Annotated in this window: 16 protein-coding genes; 8 read left to right on the plus strand and 8 right to left on the minus strand. The window is 51.8% G+C overall.

What is annotated here, in order from left to right; genetic code table 11:
- Positions 1-41 precede the first annotated feature (41 nt).
- From nrdA to AB8809_RS17200, 5 genes are all read left to right on the plus strand, one after another.
- Positions 42-2,327: a class 1a ribonucleoside-diphosphate reductase subunit alpha gene (nrdA, locus tag AB8809_RS17180; protein ID WP_349855097.1), complete on the plus strand. Its 2,286-nt coding sequence runs from the start codon at positions 42-44 to the stop codon at positions 2,325-2,327.
- Positions 2,328-2,452: 125 nt separating this feature from the next.
- Positions 2,453-3,583 carry a class Ia ribonucleoside-diphosphate reductase subunit beta gene (gene nrdB / locus AB8809_RS17185; protein ID WP_015839390.1) on the plus strand — a complete coding sequence of 377 codons (1,131 nt, stop codon included), beginning with the start codon at positions 2,453-2,455 and terminating at the stop codon, positions 3,581-3,583.
- 3 nt (positions 3,584-3,586) lie between these two features.
- Entirely contained in the window at positions 3,587-3,847 is a 261-nt protein-coding gene (gene yfaE / locus AB8809_RS17190) for a class I ribonucleotide reductase maintenance protein YfaE (RefSeq protein WP_010284079.1), read from the plus strand.
- 141 nt (positions 3,848-3,988) lie between these two features.
- Entirely contained in the window at positions 3,989-4,903 is a 915-nt protein-coding gene (locus AB8809_RS17195; protein WP_015839389.1) for an SPFH domain-containing protein, read from the plus strand.
- Positions 4,903-5,358, plus strand: coding sequence for an NfeD family protein (locus AB8809_RS17200; RefSeq protein ID WP_015839388.1), 456 nt, complete (start codon positions 4,903-4,905; stop codon positions 5,356-5,358). The genes AB8809_RS17195 and AB8809_RS17200 overlap by 1 nt, the downstream gene beginning before the upstream one ends.
- Positions 5,359-5,443: 85 nt before the next feature.
- On the opposite strand, the gene cueR is transcribed toward AB8809_RS17200, so the two are convergent.
- Entirely contained in the window at positions 5,444-5,848 is a 405-nt protein-coding gene (gene cueR / locus AB8809_RS17205; RefSeq protein ID WP_015839387.1) for a Cu(I)-responsive transcriptional regulator, read from the minus strand.
- 116 nt (positions 5,849-5,964) lie between these two features.
- On the opposite strand from cueR, the gene copA reads away from it, so the two are divergent.
- From copA to ybaK, 3 genes are all read left to right on the plus strand, one after another.
- Entirely contained in the window at positions 5,965-8,688 is a 2,724-nt protein-coding gene (gene copA / locus AB8809_RS17210; RefSeq protein ID WP_349855099.1) for a copper-exporting P-type ATPase CopA, read from the plus strand.
- A gap of 173 nt (positions 8,689-8,861) precedes the next feature.
- On the plus strand, positions 8,862-9,680 hold the full coding sequence (locus AB8809_RS17215; protein ID WP_349855101.1) for a TraB/GumN family protein: 819 nt from the start codon (positions 8,862-8,864) through the stop codon (positions 9,678-9,680).
- A gap of 70 nt (positions 9,681-9,750) precedes the next feature.
- Positions 9,751-10,230 carry a Cys-tRNA(Pro)/Cys-tRNA(Cys) deacylase YbaK gene (gene ybaK, locus AB8809_RS17220; protein WP_015839382.1) on the plus strand — a complete coding sequence of 160 codons (480 nt, stop codon included), beginning with the start codon at positions 9,751-9,753 and terminating at the stop codon, positions 10,228-10,230.
- Between the two features lie 107 nt (positions 10,231-10,337).
- On the opposite strand, the gene AB8809_RS17225 is transcribed toward ybaK, so the two are convergent.
- From AB8809_RS17225 to AB8809_RS17255, 7 genes are all read right to left on the minus strand, one after another.
- Positions 10,338-11,720 (minus strand): glycoside hydrolase family 28 protein, encoded by a 1,383-nt coding sequence (locus AB8809_RS17225; RefSeq protein ID WP_015839381.1) that lies wholly within the window; start codon positions 11,718-11,720, stop codon positions 10,338-10,340.
- A 276-nt stretch (positions 11,721-11,996) separates the two neighbouring features.
- Complete coding sequence (gene yjiA / locus AB8809_RS17230; protein ID WP_349855104.1) at positions 11,997-12,983, minus strand: GTPase; 987 nt, start codon at positions 12,981-12,983, stop codon at positions 11,997-11,999.
- 16 nt (positions 12,984-12,999) lie between these two features.
- Entirely contained in the window at positions 13,000-13,203 is a 204-nt protein-coding gene (locus tag AB8809_RS17235) for a YbdD/YjiX family protein (protein ID WP_005976130.1), read from the minus strand.
- Between the two features lie 143 nt (positions 13,204-13,346).
- Entirely contained in the window at positions 13,347-15,500 is a 2,154-nt protein-coding gene (locus tag AB8809_RS17240) for a carbon starvation CstA family protein (protein WP_015839379.1), read from the minus strand.
- 292 nt (positions 15,501-15,792) lie between these two features.
- Positions 15,793-17,826 (minus strand): discoidin domain-containing protein, encoded by a 2,034-nt coding sequence (locus AB8809_RS17245; protein ID WP_349855106.1) that lies wholly within the window; start codon positions 17,824-17,826, stop codon positions 15,793-15,795.
- A gap of 163 nt (positions 17,827-17,989) precedes the next feature.
- The gene (locus AB8809_RS17250) at positions 17,990-20,026 is read right to left on the minus strand and encodes a discoidin domain-containing protein (protein WP_349855108.1); all 2,037 of its coding nucleotides are present in this window, start codon (positions 20,024-20,026) and stop codon (positions 17,990-17,992) included.
- 163 nt (positions 20,027-20,189) lie between these two features.
- Positions 20,190-22,184 (minus strand): discoidin domain-containing protein, encoded by a 1,995-nt coding sequence (locus AB8809_RS17255; protein ID WP_349855110.1) that lies wholly within the window; start codon positions 22,182-22,184, stop codon positions 20,190-20,192.
- Positions 22,185-22,327 lie beyond the last annotated feature (143 nt).

Raw genomic sequence — 22,327 nt, forward strand, 5'->3', positions numbered from 1 at the left:
CGGGGGATATTTTTTATTTTCACCAATAGGTAAATCCCAACATGAACCAGAGCTTGCTCGTTACCAAACGCGATGGCAGTAAAGAAAAAATCAATTTGGATAAAATCCACCGCGTCATTACCTGGGCCGCAGAAGGTTTACACAATGTCTCCGTTTCTCAGGTGGAACTGCGTTCACACATTCAGTTTTATGACAGCATCAAAACCTCTGATATCCATGAGACCATCATCAAGGCCGCTGCCGATCTGATCTCCCGCGAAAGCCCGGATTACCAATATCTGGCCGCGCGTCTGGCTATCTTTCATCTGCGTAAAAAAGCCTACGGCCAGTTTGAGCCGCCTGCCCTGCTGACTCACGTCACCAAGATGGTAGAACTGGGCAAGTATGACAAACACCTGCTGGAAGACTATAGCCCGGAAGAATTTGCCCAGATGGACGCTTTCATCGATCACTGGCGCGACATGAATTTCTCCTATGCCGCGGTAAAACAGCTGGAAGGGAAATATCTGGTACAAAACCGCGTCACCGGTGATATCTACGAAAGTGCCCAGTTCCTGTACATTCTGGTCGCGGCCTGCCTGTTCTCGGGCTACCCGCGTGAGACGCGTCTGGATTACGTCAAACGTTTTTATGACGCGATTTCCACGTTCAAAATCTCCCTGCCGACGCCAATCATGGCGGGCGTGCGCACGCCAACGCGTCAGTTCAGCTCCTGCGTGCTGATCGAGTGCGGCGACAGTCTGGATTCCATCAATGCGACGTCCAGCGCAATCGTGAAATACGTTTCCCAGCGTGCCGGTATCGGTATCAACGCAGGCCGTATCCGTGCGCTCGGTAGCCCGATTCGCGGCGGTGAAGCATTCCACACCGGCTGTATTCCTTTCTACAAACACTTCCAAACAGCGGTGAAATCCTGCTCTCAGGGCGGCGTACGCGGCGGGGCTGCCACACTGTTCTATCCGCTGTGGCATCTGGAAGTAGAAAGCCTGCTGGTGTTGAAAAACAACCGTGGTGTAGAAGGCAACCGCGTTCGTCACCTCGATTACGGCGTACAGCTGAACAAACTGATGTATCAGCGTCTGGTAAAAGGTGAAGAAATCACGCTGTTCAGCCCGTCCGATGTGCCGGGGCTGTATGACGCGTTCTTCGCCGATCAGGATGAGTTCGAGCGCCTGTATGTGCAATATGAGCAGGATGACAGCATCCGCAAACAGCGCATCAAAGCCGTTGAGCTGTTCTCTCTGATGATGCAGGAACGTGCTTCCACCGGTCGTATCTATATTCAGAACGTTGACCACTGCAATACGCACAGCCCGTTCGATCCGCAGATTGCGCCCGTTCGCCAGTCCAACCTGTGTCTGGAAATCGCGCTGCCGACCAAACCGCTGGACGACGTGAATGATGAAAACGGTGAAATCGCGCTGTGTACGCTGTCTGCTTTCAACCTCGGCGCCATCAACAGTCTAGACGATCTCGAAGAGCTGGCGACGCTGGCGGTACGCGCGCTGGATGCCCTGCTGGACTATCAGGATTACCCGATCACAGCAGCAGAACGTGGTGCGATGGGTCGCCGTACGCTGGGAATTGGCGTGATCAACTTCGCTTACTATCTGGCGAAAAACGGCGTGCGTTATTCTGACGGCAGCGCCAATAACCTGACACACAGAACGTTTGAAGCGATCCAATACTACCTGTTGAAAGCTTCTAACGTGCTGGCTCGCGAGCAAGGCGCCTGCCCGTGGTTCAATGAAACCACCTATTCGCAGGGTATTCTGCCTATCGATACCTATAAGCGCGATCTGGATGCAATCTGTAACGAACCGCTGCATCTCGACTGGGAAGCGCTGCGTAACGACATCAAAGAATACGGGCTGCGTAACTCCACGCTGTCGGCACTGATGCCGTCTGAAACCTCGTCTCAGATCTCCAACGCAACCAACGGTATTGAACCACCACGCGGCCACATCAGCGTCAAAGCATCCAAAGACGGTATTCTGCGTCAGGTTGTACCGGAGTACGAAACGCTGAAAGACGCTTACGAACTGCTGTGGGAAATGCCGAGCAATGACGGCTACCTGCAACTGGTTGGTTTGATGCAGAAGTTTGTCGATCAGGCGATTTCTTCTAACACCAACTACGATCCGTCGCGTTTCCCATCCGGCAAAGTGCCGATGAAGCAACTGCTGAAAGATCTGGTCACGGCTTACAAATTCGGCGTGAAAACGCTGTATTACCAAAACACCCGTGACGGTGCTGAAGACGTACAAGACGACCTGCTGGCAGAACCGCAGGACGACGGTTGCGAAGGCGGCGCGTGTAAGATTTAAGCCAATAATAATGAAAGGCTGCAATGCAGCCTTTCATCCTTTTATAGCGGGCGTCCCTGCCCATCCCCTACGGGGCTGCCGCAATCGGCATTAAAAAATGCTCACCGCATTTTTTGGAGAGACTCATGGCCTATACCACTTTTTCACAGAATAAAAATGACCAGTTGCTAGAACCGATGTTCTTCGGTCAGTCCGTTAACGTTGCCCGTTTCGATCAGCAAAAATATGAAATTTTCGAAAAACTGATCGAAAAACAGCTGTCCTTCTTCTGGCGTCCGGAAGAAGTCGACGTGTCCCGCGACCGCATCGACTATCAGGCTCTGCCCGATCACGAAAAACACATCTTCATCAGCAACCTGAAATATCAAACGCTGCTGGATTCGATTCAGGGTCGTAGCCCGAACGTGGCGCTGCTGCCGCTGATTTCTATCCCTGAGCTGGAAACCTGGGTAGAAACCTGGGCTTTCTCGGAAACCATTCACTCACGCTCTTACACGCATATCATTCGTAATATCGTGAACGATCCGTCGCTGGTGTTTGACGATATCGTGACGAACGAAGAGATTCTAAAGCGTGCCAAAGATATCTCCGGCTACTACGACTCGCTGATCGAGATGACCGGCTACTATCATCTGCTGGGTGAAGGGACACATCAGGTCAACGGCAAAAGCGTGACCGTAGATCTGCACTCGCTGAAGAAACAACTGTATATTTGCCTGATGAGCGTAAATGCGCTGGAAGCGATTCGCTTCTACGTCAGCTTTGCCTGCTCGTTTGCTTTTGCAGAACGTGAGCTGATGGAAGGCAACGCCAAAATCATCAAGCTGATAGCCCGTGATGAAGCACTGCATCTGACCGGCACGCAACACATGCTGAACCTGATGCGCTCCGGTCATGACGACCCTGAAATGGCGCAGATTGCCGAAGAGTGTCAGCAGGAGTGTTATGACCTGTTCGTGCTCGCCGCTCAGCAAGAAAAAGAGTGGGCGGAATACCTGTTCCGCGACGGCTCGATGATTGGTCTGAACAAAGATATTCTGTGCCAGTACGTGGAATACATCACCAACATCCGTATGCAGGCAGTTGGCCTACCGCTACCGTTCCAGACGCGTACCAACCCCATTCCGTGGATCAACGCCTGGCTGGTATCCGATAACGTGCAGGTCGCGCCACAGGAAGTGGAAGTCAGCTCCTATCTGGTTGGTCAGATCGATTCAGAGATCAGCGACGACGACCTGAGCGATTTCCAACTGTAATCGATGAGCAACCCAACGATCACGCTGCGCACATCCGGTGCGCAGTTTTCCTGCTCAGACGACGGCCCTTCCCTGCTGGATGTGCTGGAGTCCAACCGTGTCAGCATTGAATACCAATGTCGCTCCGGTTATTGCGGCTCCTGTCGGTTGCGTCTGGTAAAAGGCAGAGTGGCCTATCGCCAAACTCCACTGGCCTGCATCCAACAGGATGAAATCCTCCCCTGCTGCTGCATGCCGCAGGGCGACATCGAGCTCGATATTTAGCCCCGACCTTCCCCACGGGCTAATCTTCCTATCACTCGCGCTGGCAGGCGCATTTCCTGCCCGCTTTCATGCTCAAGTGGGTTACACTATCCGCTGACATCGTCTTTCGACTGATATAAAACAACCTGGAGGTTTTAAAACATGCTTACCGTCATTCCTATTTTGATCTTTGTTGCGCTCATCATCGTCTGGTCAGGCATCAAAATCGTACCTCAGGGATATCAATGGACTGTAGAACGGTTTGGTCGCTATACCAAAACGCTGATGCCAGGGCTTAATCTGGTGGTGCCATTTATGGATCGCGTCGGCCGCAAAATTAATATGATGGAACAGGTGCTGGATATTCCCTCACAGGAAATCATTTCGAAAGATAACGCCAATGTGACCATCGACGCCGTATGTTTTATTCAGGTTATCGATCCGGCGCGCGCCGCCTATGAAGTCAGCAATCTGGAACAGGCGATCGTCAACCTGACGATGACCAACATCCGTACCGTACTAGGTTCGATGGAGCTGGACGAAATGCTGTCTCAGCGCGATAGCATTAATACCCGCCTGCTGCACATCGTGGACGAAGCAACCAACCCATGGGGCATCAAAATCACCCGTATTGAGATCCGCGACGTCCGTCCGCCAACAGAGCTGATTGCCGCGATGAACGCGCAGATGAAAGCAGAACGTAACAAGCGTGCCGATATTCTGGAAGCCGAAGGGGTACGTCAGGCAGCGATCCTGAAAGCCGAAGGGGAAAAACAGTCGCAGATTCTGAAGGCGGAAGGTCTGCGTCAGTCCGCATTCCTGGAGGCTGAAGCGCGTGAGCGTGCGGCAGAAGCTGAAGCTCAGGCTACCAAAATGGTGTCCGAAGCTATCGCGGCGGGCGACATTCAGGCAGTGAATTACTTCATCGCTCAGAAATATACCGATGCGCTGCAACAGATTGGTTCTTCCAATAACAGCAAAGTCATCATGATGCCGTTGGAAGCCAGCAATTTAATGGGCGCTATCGGCGGAATTGCAGAACTGGTTAAAGACAGCAAAGAAAGCCGAGGTAAATAATGGGCATTGAACTGGTGATGGAAAATGCGCACTGGTTCTGGTTGTCGCTCGGCGGCCTGCTTTTAGCCGCCGAAATGCTGGGCGCCAGTGGCTATTTACTGTGGAGCGGCTTATCGGCGGTATTGGTTGGGCTGTTAACGTGGGTCATGCCGCTGGGCTGGCCATGGCAGGGAACAATTTTTGCCATCCTGACGATCGTCACGGCGCTGCTCTGGTGGTATTGGCTGCGTAAACGGACGCTGTCACGTCCACAGTCAACGCTTAACCAACGCGGGCAACAGCTGCTTGGCCTGCGCGCCACGCTGACCGAACCGGTGACCAACGGTTTCGGCCGGGTAAACATTGGTGACAGCAGTTGGCGTGTGAAATCAGAGCAGGATCTGCCTGCGGGTACGCATGTTGAAGTGATTGCCATTGATGGCATCACGCTGCATGTGCGCCCAACAGAGCGCTAGCCGCACACATTCAGGGGAGCCCGTCTCCCCTTTATGACGGCTTACTTTTTTGGCGATTTATGCTTCTGACTGTTTATTCTTCTGACTACTTACTTTTCTGACAACAGCCCGCCAGATTATTGATTATTGGACAGTCCGCTCCGCCGTCACCTGGACACTGTTCGGCCAGCGCCAGCAGCTGTTCACGCATCGCTTTCAACTCTTCGATATGCATCTCGATTTCCTGCACTTTCTGCAAAGTACGCGCTTTGACATCCGCACTTCGCCGCAGCGGATCGTTAAATAGCGTCACCAGTTCCCGGCATTCATCCAGATTAAAGCCAACCTGACGTGCCTGACGCAGCAGCGTAAGCTCTTCGACGTGATGGTCGTCGTAGCTACGGTAACCATTTTCAGAACGCAGCGGCGTAGTCAGAAGTTCTTTTTCTTCATAGAAGCGAATGGTTTTACTGCTGAGACCGGTTTTTTTCGCAACATCACTGATATTCATGATTTCCCCCTTGACCCTCCCCTTGCTAGAAGGTTTATCTTATCCAATAACTAGTAGAAATCAGATAGCCGGTCAACGTCTTTCACCTCCGGCTGTGATCACGGGAGAAAATTATTATGTCACAAACCATCGTGTTGTCATTGCAGGGACTGACCTGCGGACACTGTGTTCAGCGCGTTAAAAAAGCACTGGACGCGCTGCCTGCGGTCGAACAAACCACCGTCACACAACAGTACGCCAGCGTCAGCGGCGATGTTGATTCGCAGACGTTGATCGACACCATTGAGCAGGCTGGCTACGAAGCACAGCCTGCGACTACGCCGGATGTGTCCCTACAGCTTTCCGGCCTGAGCTGCAATCACTGCGTCGCCGCGACACGTAAAGTGCTGGAAGCCATTCCCGGCGTCGTGGCAACGGATGTCACCACAGAGCAGGCCGCCGTGTATGGCAACGTTGAGGCCACAGTACTGATTAGCGCGATTGAAGAAGCCGGCTATCACGCCAGCGTACAGGAGAGCGCTCACCCAAAAACTGAGCCGCTGGCACAGGTAGCGACAACGCCGGAAGCGCTGCCAGCGGCCGAGAACACTCTTCCGGTAACGACAACACTCGCCACCAACGATGACGACAGCGTGCAGCTCCTGCTTCAGGGCATGAGCTGCGCCAGCTGCGTAAGCCGCGTACAGACGGCGCTGCAAAGCGTCAACGGCGTCACGCAGGCGCGGGTGAATCTGGCCGAACGCAGTGCGTTGGTCAGCGGCCACGCCGAACCGGAAGCGTTGATTGCCGCCGTAGAGCAAGCAGGCTATGGGGCAGAAATTATTCAGGATGAAGAAGCACGCCGCGCGCGCCAGCAGCAAACCTCGCAGCAAGCTATCCGCCGTTTCCAATGGCAGGCCGCGCTGGGTTTACTGCTTGGTGTACCGCTGATGCTGTGGGGCGTATTGGGCGGCAGTATGAGCCTGACGCCAGAGAACCAAACACCGTGGCTCATCATCGGGATATTGACGCTGGCGGTGATGGTGTTGGCTGGCAGCCATTTTTACCGTAACGCCTGGCGTAGCCTGAAAAACGGTGCCGCCACCATGGATACGCTGGTCGCACTGGGAACAGGCGCAGCATGGCTTTATTCCATTACCGTTAACCTGTGGCCAGAGCTTTTCCCAATGGCAGCGCGCCATCTTTACTACGAAGCCAGCGCGATGATCATCGGTTTAATCAATCTGGGCCATGCGCTGGAGCAGCGCGCCCGCCAGCGATCTTCTCGTGCGCTGGAACGGCTACTCGATTTGACGCCCCCTACCGCACGCGTCGTGACGGCAGAAGGTGAAAAATCCATTCCGTTATCCGACGTACAGTCCGGCATGACGCTGCGCCTGACAACCGGCGATCGTATTCCTGTCGATGGTGAGATTTTGCAAGGCGAAGTGTGGGTGGATGAAGCCATGCTGACCGGGGAACCGATCCCACAATCCAAAACGACTGGCGACAACGTGCACGCCGGTACGCTGGTTTCCGACGGCAGCGTCCTCTTCCGGGCGGACGCGATCGGCAACCAAACGACCCTGTCGCGAATCATCCGGCTGGTCAGACAGGCGCAAAGCAGCAAACCCGCCATCGGTCAGTTAGCGGATCGTATCTCTGCCGTGTTTGTTCCCGTTGTCGTGGCTATTGCGCTTCTCAGCGGCGCGATCTGGTTCTTCGTGGGGCCACAGCCGCAGATGGTCTATACGCTCATTATCGTCACGACTGTCCTGATTATTGCCTGCCCTTGTGCGCTTGGGCTGGCAACGCCGATGTCGATTATTTCCGGCGTCGGACGTGCCGCAGAGTTTGGTGTACTGGTACGGGATGCCGATGCCTTACAGCAGGCCAGCAAGCTGGATGTGCTGGTGTTTGACAAAACCGGTACGCTAACCGAAGGGCAGCCGCGCGTCGTGGCGGTTCATACCTTCGGTGATGTGACGGAAACACAGGCGCTGGCCTGGGCGGCCTCTCTCGAACTGGGCTCTAATCACCCGCTGGCAAAAGCGATTCTTGAACGCGCAGAGAATCTGCCGCTCACCCCAGCCGAGCAGTTCCGTACGCTACGCGGTCTCGGCGTCAGCGGCAAGATCGGCGACACCAACCTGCTACTGGGGAATCCAGCTCTACTCAAACAGCATCAGGTCGAGATCACCGAAGGTGAAGCGCTGATCAACGAGCAGGCTCAGCGCGGCATCACACCGGTGTTGCTTGCGGCGAATGGTCATATCATCGCGGTGTTATCTATCCACGATCCGCTGCGCGCAGATAGCGTCAGCGCCTTGCAGCGTCTGCACCGGCAGGGCTATCAGCTCGTTATGCTGACGGGGGACAACCAGCTCACAGCGAAGAGCATCGCGACAGAAGCGGGTATCGACCAGGTGATTGCCGGGGTGCTGCCAGACGGCAAAGCGGACGCGATCAAAAAGCTACAGGCTCAAGGCAAACGCGTGGCAATGATTGGGGATGGCATCAACGATGCGCCAGCACTGGCGCAGGCTGATGTCGGCATTGCGATGGGCGGAGGCAGCGATATTGCGATTGAAACCGCCGCTATCACGCTGATGCGTCACAGCCTGCATGGCGTCGCCGATGCGCTGGCGCTCTCCAATGCCACGCTGCGCAACATGAAGCAGAACCTGCTCGGCGCGTTTATCTATAACTCGCTGGGGATCCCGATCGCGGCAGGCGTGCTTTACCCGCTGACCGGCGCGCTACTCAGCCCGGTGGTCGCCGGTGCCGCTATGGCGCTCTCCTCCATCACGGTTGTCAGCAACGCCAACCGCCTGCTTCGCTTTAAACCTAAAAGTGAGTAATGCAAACGCGGCACGTCTCAACAACGTGCCGCGTTTGGCTTTTCCGAAAATCATCGCGTTTTTATCGCCTGTAGCCAGAGCGATTCCATCAGGTTCACACCAGCATCGGTATACCTTGTATTGTGCCGCATCTAGCGTTTAGCATAGTTATTCCACATCAGGAGACGGAACCCATGGGGCAATTGCTGCGTAGAATCGCGACTTTTCTTGGTTTTATTTCACCGCTGGCTTATGCCTACCCGGCGATAGACGTCCAACTTGCCAATGCGCGACAACTGCATCTGGTCGGCAGTATTCATATGGGTAGTCAGGATATGGCACCGCTACCCGATGCGCTGCTGCAACAACTCCGTCAGGCGACCGCACTGATCGTCGAAGCCGATATCTCTGATGCACACTCCCCCTTCGGCCATAATGATGCCGAGTCGCCGCTCGTACAGCGCCTCAGTCCGGAAAACTACCGTCAATTGCAAAAAATCTGCGAATCGCTTTCTTTCGATGAGAGCAATATCGATACGCTGCCAGCCTGGCAGGCCGCGCTGATGCTGCAAGCAAGACAGGCACAGCTGCTGGGCTTACGCCCCGACTACGGTATCGATTATCAGTTGATCAACGCAGCGAAATCTCAGGGTATTCAGGTCATCGAACTGGAAGGGCAGCAGACGCAGGTTGATTTGTTACAGCAACTGCCGCAGGGCGGCCTGCTGCTACTGGAAGATACAATTAAACACTGGCACACCAACGCGCGTTTGCTGCAAACGATGGTAGGTTGGTGGCTAGACAGCAGGCCCGGCCAATATAAGCCGGATATCCCTGCGACATTCAGCAATGAAATGACCGACCTGCTGATGGGTCAACGTAACCGTCGCTGGCAACAGCAACTTCAGGCGCTACCGCCCGGAAACTACGTTGTGGCCGTCGGCGCACTGCATCTGTATGGCAATGAGAATTTACCTACTCTGCTCAACAACGGTCATTCCGCAACGCAGTAAAAGAACACATTAGGGCGCGCAACCGCGTCTGCAAGATAAGACCCGCTCAAGGGTTAAGGATAGTGAAATCATGACACCCGCAGTCAATCTGCTCGAAAAGAATAAGGTCGCTTTTACGTTACACAGCTACCACCACGACAGCGATGAAACCAACTTTGGCGAGGAAGCGGCCAGAAAACTGGGACTGAATAAAGAACAGGTTTATAAAACGCTGCTCGTTTCCCTGAATGGTGATGCGAAGAATCTCGCCGTGGCCGTCACGCCGGTTTCAGGAATGCTTGATCTCAAGAAAGTTGCTCGCGCGCTGTCGGCCAAAAAAGCCGATATGGCCGATCCGATTATCGCTCAGCGTGTCACAGGTTATCTGGTAGGAGGAATCAGCCCGCTTGGGCAAAAGAAGCTGCTGCCGACCGTGATTGATGAACCGGCACGCCAGTTCGAGACCATTTTCATTTCCGGCGGTAAGCGCGGTTTGGATATTGAGCTATCGGCAGACGATCTGGCGCGACTGCTACGCGCCACCTTTGCTGATATCGCCAAGCATGATTAATGCCCGTCATTAAACGGGCATCATCTTCCGGGCGAGGTGCATCAAAGTGAAGCAGGTAGCAGGGAACTCCACGGCCAGTGTATCCCCCGCTACCGCTTCATAATCGATTACTGATCGACTTTCGCCCCTTTATCCAACTGCATCACCGGACCTTCTTTCACATTCAGCGTCAGGCCTTTAGTTTGCAGTTCCGCATTCCTGACGCGAATACCTTTATCCGCATCAATGCGCACGTTATCAAAGTGGAAACCACTGAGTGGGGCTTCCGGCACGCCAATGATGTACGCCGCGGCCTTGGTCTTACCGGTCGACTCCAGATTCTCAATGGTCACATTGCTGAAATGCGGCGTTTTGTATTGATCAAACGGCTGCGCTGGATCGGTATCCGGTGGGTAAATCTGCTCACCCATCGTGAAGCCGCCTTCGGCCAGCATCTTATCGACTTCAGCCTGCACTATCGGCGCGGCTTTGTAGTAAGCGGCAAAGACGAGTGGGATTTCGACATCCACCATTTTGGTATTACGGTAGGTGATATTTTTCACTTCGCCGCCTTTACCACGCAGGGTTTTAATGCGGATACCGTACATGGAACCTTCAAACTGGTTGTTTTCAACCAGCACGTTATTCACACCACCAGAGGTTTCGCTGCCGATCGAAATACCGCGCCCCTGTTTCAGGATATTGTTAGCAATATAAATGTTATCCACAACACCATTCGGGAAGCGGCTATCCGGCTTCTCGGCTTTTATCGCAATATGGTCGTCATTACAGTCGATATAGTTGTTGGTGATACGGATATTCTGACTGTCGATCGGGTCGATAGCATCGGTATTTGGCGCATGCCACGGCGACAGAATGCGCGTGCCGTTCACATCCACATCGTGCGAATAACGCATCACAATGTGAAAGCTTGGAGAATGCGTGAGCGTGACGCCATCTACCAGCACGTTGCTGGAACTTTTGATATAAATCAGACGAGGACGATCGGTTCCGCCCTTTTTGCCCGTTGCACGAATATTCTCACGCCAGCGTTCCCACCAGACGGCGCCCTGTCCATCAATGGTGCCCTGACCGGTGATAGCCACGTTCTGCGCGTCGGCAATACTGATAAAGGGAAGCCAGCCGTTTTCCGCTTCAGCGTATTTGGTTTTTTCCGTTGCGCGATACGCCGCGATTTCGGTCGACGCGACGATAGTTGCATCTTTTGCCAAATCCAGTCGGATGTTACTTTTCAGGAACAGCGGATCGACCAGATAGTTACCGCGAGGGACGTGTACCGTTCCGCCACCAGCCGCAGCGCAATCATCAATCGCTTTCTGGAAAGCCTCGGTATTCAGTGCGATCTGTAGGCGGTGACCTTCGGCCCCGTATTGTGTGACGTCACAGATTTTATCGGGGAATTTCACTGAACTGGCCGCTTGTGCCGTGCCAGCTTGAATACCCAGAGTGATGCAGGAAGCCATTAATGACAGAGCAAGACCACTACGCATACTTAACCTCACCAAATAATGAAATATCGTTTTAATAAAATACCACCAACATTCCAGTAAAAAGCGAGGGACGATCACGTTTTAGATGTATTCGTAATAATTACAATAAGGTATGAATTTTTCTGTGCAATTGCCCTATTCACATTTTGCCAATCGCCATAGGATGAAGATCGCTCTGTCAGATCGTGGGCAACGCAAGCGTGAAAGGAAGCAAAAGAAAGCAGGATTAAGGAATGGTGCTGGCCTGAGCGACCAGCACAGATAAGATCAATAGCGCTATGCCGTCAGGCGAGCGAAAGCGTCACGGATTTCCTGTTCAGGTAAGTCCACACCAATAAACACCAGCACGCTCTTCTTTTCTTCATCAGGCTGCCATTCTCTATCCCAGTCGGCGCTGTACAAGCGCTGAACGCCCTGAAACAGCAGACGCCGGTCATCACCGTTAATGGCCAGAATGCCCTTATAACGCAGCAAATTATCGGAGAATTGCAGCAGCAGATTTTCCATTACATCAGAGACGGCCTGAAGCTCAACCGCCTTATTGAGATAGACGACGATCGACTGCACGTTATTCTGCGCGGGGGCAATAAAGCGAAACACCGGCGTTTTCACATCCAGTTCATCGCTGAGAACAAAACCATCAATGTTGAACAGCACGCTCAGATCGATATCGCCGTGTACGACAGGATAGATCGGTGCACGCGCATTAATGCGCTGAAGACGCGGTAGCAGCGTTTCGTCTTCGTTTGCCACATCGGTTTTGGTTAACAGTATACGGTCGGCATAGCCAATCTGCGACTGCGCGATAGTAAACTGATCGAGCTGCTGTTGCGCATGCACCGCATCCACCAGCGTGATAATACCGTCCAGAACAAAACGCTCGCAGATAACCTCATGAGAGAAGAAAGTCTGCGCCACTGGCCCCGGATCGGCCATACCGGTACATTCAATAATGACGTGATCAAAATCCAGCGTACCGTTATCTACGCCATCAATCAGATCGAGCAGCGCATCGGCCAGCTCATTGGACTGCGTGCAGCAGATGCAGCCGTTGCTCAGCGTCGTAATCTGGCTAGCGCGTTCGCCGATTAACGTATTATCAATCGGGACTTCACCAAATTCGTTTTCAATCACAGCAATTTTGTAGCCGTGGTCTGCATTCAGGATATGGCGTAATAAGGTGGTTTTTCCCGCGCCGAGAAAGCCGGTCAGGATGGTGACATACACGGGGGTAGCCACATCAGAGGATAAAGGTTGAGTCATAACAGGTTCCAAGTCGTTAACAGCAGCGCATCCCGCCTTTGCCATCTCCGCCGTAACGCGCCTGCTGGCGTTCGCGGAAAAATTCTTCGTACGTCATCGCAGGTTTATCTGGGTGATTGGTCTGCATATGCTGCACATAGGTATCGTAATCTGGCATACCGACCAGCATACGCGCCGCCTGGCCCAAATATTTTCCTGCTTTTCCCAGATTGCCAAACATCATTACCTCCAGACTATCACCAGCAATAGCAGCTAGATAAAAAATACCCTGTATAACGTTATACATTATACAGGGTATCTGTACCCGTCATCTTTCGCGTTCAACCTTGCTAGCTGTCTCGCAAAATCCGACGGGCATGTGGCTTAGTGGCCGGAAGAGACTTTCACGCCACCTTCAGGAACCGGAACATACGGCGTTTCCTGATCGGTACGTTCAGCCACTTTACGTGCAGCCAGTGCCGCTTTGATACCGTACGCGATAATGCTGTACACCACGATCAGGAACAGAATGCTCAGACCGGCGTTGGTATAGTTGTTTGTCACGATATGGTTCATATTCGAAATCTGCTGTGCGCTCAGATCGGCACCGCCTTCTGCAATTTTGCCCTTGAACATGTTCGCCATGTAGAAAAAGCCTTCCAACTGTGGGTTGTCGCTGAACAATTTCAGCCCCAGCGCCCAAGTCGTACAGATCAGCAGCCAAATCGCCGGAAGCAGCGTGACCCAGATGTACTGTGTACGTTTCATCTTAATCAGAATTACTGTACCCAGAATCAGCGCGACGGCAGCCAGCATCTGGTTAGAGATACCGAACAGCGGCCATAGGCTCTTCACGCCGCCCAGCGGATCGACCACGCCTTGATACAGCAGGTAGCCCCAAAGACCGACGCAGCCCGCCGTACCGATAATACCAGCAATCAGCGAGTCGGTTTTCTTCAGGAACGGCACGAAGTTACCCAACAGATCCTGCAACATGAAGCGGCCCGCACGCGTACCCGCATCCAGTGCGGTCAGAATGAACAGCGCCTCAAACAGAATACCGAAGTGATACCAGAAGCCCATGTCGGCACCAGGAATGATCTGGTGGAACACGTGTGCGATACCAACAGCCAGCGTTGGTGCACCGCCTGCACGGTTCAGAACGGAAGGTTCACCGATGTCTTTCGCCGTTTGCAGAATCTGCTCAGGCGAAATCACGAAGCCCCAGGAGCTAACGGTCGCCGCCGCGTGGGCGGACACATCCTGCAGTTGCGCCAGAATCATCGGCGCATCCGCCGTGCCCAGTCGGTGCAGGTCTGGCATCGTAATCCCCAGCGCCGCTGGTGGCGTGTTCATCGCGAAGTACAGACCGGGTTCGATAATCGATGCCGCAACCAGCGCCATCACCGCAACGAAAGATTCCATCAGCATGGCACCGTAACCGATGAAACGCGCATCGTTTTCGTTAGCCAGTAGTTTCGGTGTGGTACCGGATGCAATCAGCGCGTGGAAGCCGGATACGGCACCACAGGCGATAGTAATAAACAGGAACGGGAACAGCGTACCTTTCCAGACCGGACCGGTGCCATCCACAAACTGCGTGACCGCTGGCATTTTCAGATCCGGGTTCAGGATCACGATACCAATCGCCAGACCGACGATGACGCCGATTTTCAGGAAGGTTGCCAGATAGTCACGCGGAGCCAGAATCAACCATACTGGCAGCAGTGCCGACACGAAAGCATAACCAATCAGCGTATAGGTAATCGTCGTATCTTTGAAGGTCAGCGCCGGGCCCCAGTACGGATCGTGGGCAACCACGCCACCGAACCAGATCGCCAATACCAGCAGCACGATCCCCATCACCGAGACTTCGCCGACTTTACCCGGACGGATAAAGCGCATGTAGATGCCCATAAACAGCGCGATCGGCACCGTCGAACAAACGGTAAAGACGCCCCATGGGCTTTCTGCCAGTGCTTTCACCACGATCAGCGCCAGTACGGCAAGAATAATGATCATGATTAGGAAGCAGCCGAACAGCGCAATCGTACCCGGTACAGGCCCCAACTCTTTCTTGACGATTTCGCCTAGCGACGTGCCGTTACGACGGGTTGAAATAAACAGAACCATGAAGTCCTGTACTGCCCCTGCCAGAACCACCCCCGCCAGCAGCCATAAGGTGCCCGGCAAGTAGCCGACCTGCGCGGCCAGTACCGGTCCAACCAGCGGGCCCGCACCTGCGATAGCGGCAAAGTGGTGTCCGAACAGGACGTTACGGTTCGTCGGCACATAGTTGAGGCCGTCGTTATTAACAACGGCAGGGGTTGCTCTGGTCGGATCCAACTGCATGACTTTTTGTGCGATATACAGGCTGTAGTATCGATAGGCCACGAGGTAAACGGCGACAGAAGCAACAATAATCCATAATGCACTGACATGCTCACCGCGACGTAGTGCGACTACGCCGAGGCAGGCAGCCCCAATGATTCCAAGAATCATCCAGGGGATGTGTTTAAGAATGGAACTGCTCTTCATAAGACATCCTTCAATTAAAAATGACAATCGTTTGATTTTGTTAGCTGTGGAAAAAGAAACCCTGGTAAAGCGTCGTGCGATCACGTGAGTCATCGCGTATTTCAGATAAGGAAGATAGTGGCGGCACAGTACGTTATCGCGTACGCGCGTGGGGCGGGTATTTGGGTAGGCGGCAGAATAGCGTGCTAAGCGGTTAGAATGACGCAGTGAGTGGCTGGGGAAAAATTGGGCTACATCAAAAAGAAAAGGCCGCGACATTCGCGGCCAGTAAAATGTTGAGTATCGTGAGCGATTACGGAACCTGATACGCCAGCTTGTAATTACCTGCCGTTACGGTGCGGAATGTCACACTGTCCGTGCGCCAGCGGATTTCTACTTCCGCAGGGGACTGCACTTTCCAGTTGGACGCATCGTTAACGTTCAGCACCAACCGGTCAATGGTCGCGACATCGGCCGCTGGATCGGTGATATCAAGCGCGAAGGCAAAGGCAAGCGAATCCGGCACGCCGTTACTGGATGCAAACAGTTGCGTCCACTGTGCCGCCGTAATAGCGCCGAGTTCAGTTGGTGTCATGCCGTCTGCAATCAACGCCGTTGCCCCTGCCGTATCGGCTGACAGCGCGCCAATATCAACCCATGCCCCGTTGCGCAAGACATGCCAGTTCACCAAATCCCGCGTCACAGCAACACGGACTTTACCGTTGCCCGTCTGCGTTGCCGTTAACGTTGCGGCATTGATTTGTGGCCATGCAGCAGGTGTCAGTGATTTTTGAATAACAATTTGCGAATACGGTGTATATAGCGTGTCCACATCGACTTCATTAGCTGAAAATACTTTTATCGGCATAAGGTCGTTTAGTTGCGAATTCTGAATGTCTCCCGATGAGTCAAATCCAAACATTAAAAAATCACTGGCATCGTGAGGCTCAGATACGACAGATAGCACTCCAGATCGTGATGAATACCATTCGTTTGAACGAGATTTAATCAAAATTTTATTTTGTGGATATAGCTGGAATTCGCCGATTGTCACTCCCAGCCCATTTCCATTAGTTAGAGTGACAAATAATCTATATGACGAGAAATATTCAGAATTGGAGATAGTAAAAAACCGCTCACCCGCAGCAGCAGTATTTATATCATTAGTTACGGTATGAATTGTTTTCCATGAATTCCCATCATTACTAGCCTGTAACTCCCACGTTCTCGGCGTTGTAAAATCTACGATCGTTCTGTTTTTTGCACCTCGATTCTTTATCATATATGAACCAATGTTCACAGGCTCTGGAAAATCAACTCGCAGCCACTGTGGATTAGCTGAATTCAGAACGTTTTCTGATGCCCAACAATCCCCTGGTGCCGTTGTTTGCGTAATTCCATCAAATGCCAGGTACGGAGGGAAATTGGGCAGAATCGATGTAGATGCAGATAGGGTATAACCATCTTGGCTATTTGACGTCATTTTAGGTATTGCAGTTTTTTTTACTGCATTAATTAATATCGACTCACCACCAGTTCTGATCTGTGATGAATAAAACGCATTATCACTGATTAGTGAGTAAGTCTCGCCTCGATATAAATTTACCGAACCATCAAAAATAACATCATTTGTCGCGTTGTAATTGGGCTCACTCGATGCATTGAAGTCATCCACAACATAAGTCTGATTCGCCGCACCCGCTTCTTCTTTCAGCGCATACGCTGCAAGATTAAATTTATGTTTTGGGCTAATACTGAACGCGTGGTTTTGCCCCGCCGTTGCGCCCTGACGATCGGCAACGATATAACCAGAGCCATCGCTACCGGAACCACCACCAGTAGCACTGATTACCGTTTTCTCACTCGCAGGGTTATAGCTCAGCGTCACGCCCGCACCAGCCTCCAGCGAGGAATGGATGAGCTGCTTTGTTTTTTGTGTGTAGTCGGTGATTTCCGCTGTGGTATGGGTGTGTCCGACAGCCGCAACACCCATTTGCGCTGGCGTCAGTGAAAGATCACCGCTGCCCAGCAGCGATTGACCAAAGACCGTGCGGATAGTGGTGCCGGAGATTAACTCATCCTGCTTTGCATTCCAGACCGCTTTTTCATCCGGCGTGGCAAATTTTCTGGTGGCCGTTTCGGTAATCTGATCGGCCGTATAGTCGCCAGGCTGTGCAGTGACGACACCAATCCGTCCGAATACGGAAGCAACGCCAGAAACTCCTGGCTCTTGCCCATTACCAGAATGACAGCAAGAGTGAGGATTAACCTGAATAGGAGGATGAGCGATACATGTTGATTTGCCTGTGCTGTCACAAACATTGATTTCAATATTGATGTCTTTCATGGTGTTGATGACTCCGTTAATAAAAGGCATGAGGAGTATCACTTATTTAACCGGGGCATTATTTTAAAGCGCTTTACTAATCTGCTATGTCCTTTTCTATAAAAGTCAGCATAAAAAAGGCCGCGAGATACGCGGCCAGTGGAATAGCTAATCGGAAGACAAATTACGGAGCCTGATACGCCAGTTTGTAATTGCCTGCCGTTACGGTACGGAATGTCACGCTGTCCGTGCGCCAGCGGATTTCCACTTCCGCGGGGGACTGCACTTTCCAGTTGGATGCATCGTTGACGTTCAGCACCAACCGGTCAATGGTCGCGACATCGGCCGCTGGATCGGTGATATCAAGCGCGAAGGCAAAGGCAAGCGAATCCGGCACGCCGTTACTGGATGAGAACAGCTGTGTCCACTGTGCCGCCGTAATAGCGCCGAGTTCAGTTGGCGTCATGCCGTCTGCAATCAACGCCGTAGCCCCTGCCGTATTGGCTGACAGCGCTCCAATATCAACCCACGCCCCGTTGCACAAGACATGCCAGTTCACCAAATCCCGCGTCACAGCAACACGCACTTTACCGTTGCCCGTCTGCGTTGCTGTTAACGTTGCAGCATTGATCTGGCTATAGCTGACTAATGATGTCAAAGCTGACTGGGTCAGAATCTGTGAGTATGGCGTGTATTTCGTCTCAATATTCATTTCCGAATTGGAGATGACTTTCACAGGGCTAGTGAATAATGATGGCAGGTTATTAACGCCGCCAATTCCCTGTGAACTAATTTTTTCCGCGGTTAATTCACCGACAATCTCTTCCAATAATCCATTATTGACACCGTAATTTTTACCGCCGTAATTAATTACAAACTTATCCAGGGATTCATAAATTTCCAATTCATCAACACCGACGAATGATGATAATACTCCATAGTTCGCTAGCGTGATATGAATACGATAATATTGATAACTGATATCGTTATTAATGACATACGTACGTTTCTGCCCAGGAATATTCTGGGTATCATTTGTAATAGAGTGTAATACCGTCCATGTCACCCCATCATGACTCCCCTGAAACGTCCAGGTACGCGGCGAATTGGAATACCCGGACTGATTACGGGTCACAACGGAATAGCCTTTAGCAAGCACGGACGCAGGGAGCTTTACGCCGACCCATTGTGGCGATGACACGGAAGGTGCGCCATCGCTAGTCCATGAATCAGTCCCCCCAACCTGAGATCGGTTAAACGCTTTATATATTGCAGATCCGGCCTGCGGGTCTCTACTGTTTGAGCTTGCGATTGCTTCATAGCCCGATGGCGCGTTATTCGCTGTCATTACAGGAATGATGCTTTCCGCTGTAACTGGTGTTGTCGATGTTTTCTGAAGAATGCTTATCAACTCTCCATCCGCTTTTATTTCGGCAGAGTAAAATTCTCCATCTGGTGTTAACTGGTAATTTGAACCAGTATAAAGGCTGGCTATACCGTCAAAAATAACATCATTTGTTGCGTTGTAATTGGGCTCACTTGAGGCATTAAAGTCATCAACAACATAAGTTTGGTTTGCTGCACCAGCGACTTCTTTCAGCGCATACGCCGCGAGATTAAATGTATTTTGTGGACGAATGCTGAACGCGTGGTTTTGTCCTGCCGTTGCGCCCTGACGATCGGCAACAATATAGCCAGAGCCACCGCTACCGGAACCACCGCCCGCAGCGCTGATAATGGTTTTCTCATTCGCAGGGTTATAGCTCAGCGTGACGCCCGCCCCCGCTTCCAATGAGGAATGAATAAGCTGTTTTGTTTTTTGTGTGTAGTCGGTGATGTCCGCTGTGGTATGGGTGTGTCCGACAGTAGCAACACCCATTTGTGCTGGCGTTAGTGAAACATCACCGCTGCCCAGCAGCGATTGACCAAAGACCGTGCGAATAGTGGTGCCAGAAATTAATGCATCCTGCTTTGCATTCCAGACCGCTTTTTCATCCGGCGTAGCAAATTTTCTGGTGGCGGTTTCGGTGATCTGATCGGCCGTGTAGTCACCGGATTGTGCGGTTACGACACCGGTACGCCCGAATACGGAGGCAACACCCGAGACACCGGGTTCTTGACCGCTTCCGTTATCTGAATGACAGCAAACAGGGGGATGAACGGTACATGTTGCTTTACCTGTGCTGTCACAAACATTGATTTCAATATTGATGTCTTTCATGGTGTTGATGACTCCGTTAATAAAAGGCATAAGGAGTATCACTTATTTAACCGGGGCATTATTTTAAAGCACTTTACTAATCTGCTATGTCCTTTTATATAAAAGTCAGAATAAAAAAGGCCGCGAGATACGCGGCCAGTGGAATAGCTAATCGGAAGACAAATTACGGAACCTGATACGCCAGTTTGTAATTGCCTGCCGTTACGGTGCGGAATGTCACGCTGTCCGTGCGCCAGCGGATTTCCACTTCCGCAGGGGACTGCAGTTTCCAACTGGACGCATCGTTGACGTTCAGCACCAGTCGGTCAATGGTCGCGACATCGGCCGTTGGATCGGTGATATCAAGCCCGAAGGCAAAGGCAAGCGAATCCGGCACACCGTTACTGGATGCAAACAGTTGCGTCCACTGTGCTGTCGTAATAGCGCCGAGTTCAGTTGGCGTCATACCGTCTGCAATCAACGTCGTAGCCCCTGCCGTATCGGCTGACAGCGCTCCAACATCAACCCACGCCCCGTTGCGCAAGACATGCCAGTTCACCAAGTCCCGCGTCACAGCAACACGGACTTTGCCGTTGCCCGTCTGTGTTGCTGTTAACGTGGCGGAATTAATCTGTGACCAAAAACCAGCAGAAAGCAAAGAGCGCTGAATTGATATCTGGGATTGTGGCGTGTAAAGAACGTCAACATGTATCCCTTCCCCTGAATATATACTGCTAGATGGATATTGTTGGATATTTCCTGATGTTGTAAAACCATCACGAATAAAATCACTGGAGCTAGATGGAACCGGAACATTAGACAAAATGCCATTTTTCACGGTAAACCATTGTTCACCAGCTTTCAGTAACATCTTTGAGCCTGTGAACAGCGATAATTCTTTGATGCAAACAAAATTATCACCGCCATTTGATGCCGTGAACAACAATCGATACGACACGTATCGCCCTGGAGCAGATACTGTAAATCGGCGGACAGCACCCGAAGTGTTATTTTCATCATTTGATACAGTATGTAAAGTGCTCCAATCGTTATCGTTATTGCTACCCTGTAATTGCCACGATCTGGGATTTGACAGCCCTGCATATACACGGTTTGTGATTGCATACTCAGTAATAAATTGATGACTAGGGAATTTTAAGCACAACCACTGTGGATTACTGTCTGTCGGCCTCTGATTTGATGCCCAACAGTCACGCACATTATTTGGGCTGGAGTCATTTCTATCAAATGCAATATATGCAGGATACGATGGTGAATATATTGAGGATGCCGATGCAATATAACCACGATCTGAATCAGAAGTCATTGCTGGTACAATTGACCCGCTTGGTATACTAACTGAGACAGCACGATTGCCTGTTTTAATCTCTGATGAATAAAACTCACCGTCTTTAACAAGCTCTACGCTTCCGCCAGTATCTGGATGCATCGTACCATCAAAAACAACCGCACTCGTCGCGTTATAATTAGGCTCACTCGATGCATTAAAGTCATCAACGACATAAGTTTGGTTTGCTGCACCGGCTTCTTCTTTCAGCGCGTACGCCGCGAGATTAAACGTGCTTTGTGGGCTAATGCTGAACGCGTGATTCTGCCCTGCCGTTGCGCCCTGACGATCGGCAACGATATAGCCAGAGCCACCGCTACCGGAACCACCACCTGCAGCGCTGATAACTGTTTTCTCATTCACCGGGTTATAACTCAGCGTGACGCCCGCCCCAGCCTCCAGCGAGGAATGGATAAGCTGTTTTGTTTTTTGTGTGTAGTCGGTGATGTCCGCTGTGGTATGGGTGTGTCCAATGGCAGCAGCACCCATTTGTGCTGGCGTTGGTGAAACATCACCGCTACCCAACAGCGATTGACCAAAGACCGTGCGAATAGTGGTACCGGAAATTAATGCATCCTGCTTTGCATTCCAGACCGCTTTTTCATCCGGCGTAGCAAATTTTCTGGTGGCCGTTTCAGTAATTTGATCGGCCGTATAGTCGCCTGATTGTGCAGTGACAACGCCAGTCCGTCCGAATACGGAGGCAACGCCGGTAACGCCAGGCTCTTGCCCGCCGCCATTATCTGAATGGCAGCAAACAGGGGGATGAACGGTACATGTTGCTTTACCTGTACTATCACAAACATTAATTTCGATATTGATATCTTTCATGGTATTGATGACTCCATTAATAAAAGGAATAAGGAGTCTCACTTATTTTCCCAGTGTATTATTTCAACGCACTTTACTAATCCATCGTTTCCTTTTATATAAAAAACAGAAGCAAAAATGGCCGCAAAATAGCGGCCAGTGGA

Source organism: Pectobacterium aroidearum (assembly GCF_041228105.1).
Classification (GTDB): Bacteria; Pseudomonadota; Gammaproteobacteria; order Enterobacterales; family Enterobacteriaceae; genus Pectobacterium; species Pectobacterium aroidearum.

Bases quoted from the DNA above. Each gene is read 5' to 3' on its own strand.
- nrdA (WP_349855097.1), top strand. From the start codon at position 42: ATGAACCAGAGCTTGCTCGTTACCAAACGCGATGGCAGTAAAGAAAAA.
- nrdB (WP_015839390.1), top strand. From the start codon at position 2,453: ATGGCCTATACCACTTTTTCACAGAATAAAAATGACCAGTTGCTAGAA.
- yfaE (WP_010284079.1), top strand. From the start codon at position 3,587: ATGAGCAACCCAACGATCACGCTGCGCACATCCGGTGCGCAGTTTTCC.
- AB8809_RS17195 (WP_015839389.1), top strand. From the start codon at position 3,989: ATGCTTACCGTCATTCCTATTTTGATCTTTGTTGCGCTCATCATCGTC.
- AB8809_RS17200 (WP_015839388.1), top strand. From the start codon at position 4,903: ATGGGCATTGAACTGGTGATGGAAAATGCGCACTGGTTCTGGTTGTCG.
- cueR (WP_015839387.1), bottom strand. From the start codon at position 5,848: ATGAATATCAGTGATGTTGCGAAAAAAACCGGTCTCAGCAGTAAAACC.
- copA (WP_349855099.1), top strand. From the start codon at position 5,965: ATGTCACAAACCATCGTGTTGTCATTGCAGGGACTGACCTGCGGACAC.
- AB8809_RS17215 (WP_349855101.1), top strand. From the start codon at position 8,862: ATGGGGCAATTGCTGCGTAGAATCGCGACTTTTCTTGGTTTTATTTCA.
- ybaK (WP_015839382.1), top strand. From the start codon at position 9,751: ATGACACCCGCAGTCAATCTGCTCGAAAAGAATAAGGTCGCTTTTACG.
- AB8809_RS17225 (WP_015839381.1), bottom strand. From the start codon at position 11,720: ATGCGTAGTGGTCTTGCTCTGTCATTAATGGCTTCCTGCATCACTCTG.
- yjiA (WP_349855104.1), bottom strand. From the start codon at position 12,983: ATGACTCAACCTTTATCCTCTGATGTGGCTACCCCCGTGTATGTCACC.
- AB8809_RS17235 (WP_005976130.1), bottom strand. From the start codon at position 13,203: ATGTTTGGCAATCTGGGAAAAGCAGGAAAATATTTGGGCCAGGCGGCG.
- AB8809_RS17240 (WP_015839379.1), bottom strand. From the start codon at position 15,500: ATGAAGAGCAGTTCCATTCTTAAACACATCCCCTGGATGATTCTTGGA.
- AB8809_RS17245 (WP_349855106.1), bottom strand. From the start codon at position 17,826: ATGAAAGACATCAATATTGAAATCAATGTTTGTGACAGCACAGGCAAA.
- AB8809_RS17250 (WP_349855108.1), bottom strand. From the start codon at position 20,026: ATGAAAGACATCAATATTGAAATCAATGTTTGTGACAGCACAGGTAAA.
- AB8809_RS17255 (WP_349855110.1), bottom strand. From the start codon at position 22,184: ATGAAAGATATCAATATCGAAATTAATGTTTGTGATAGTACAGGTAAA.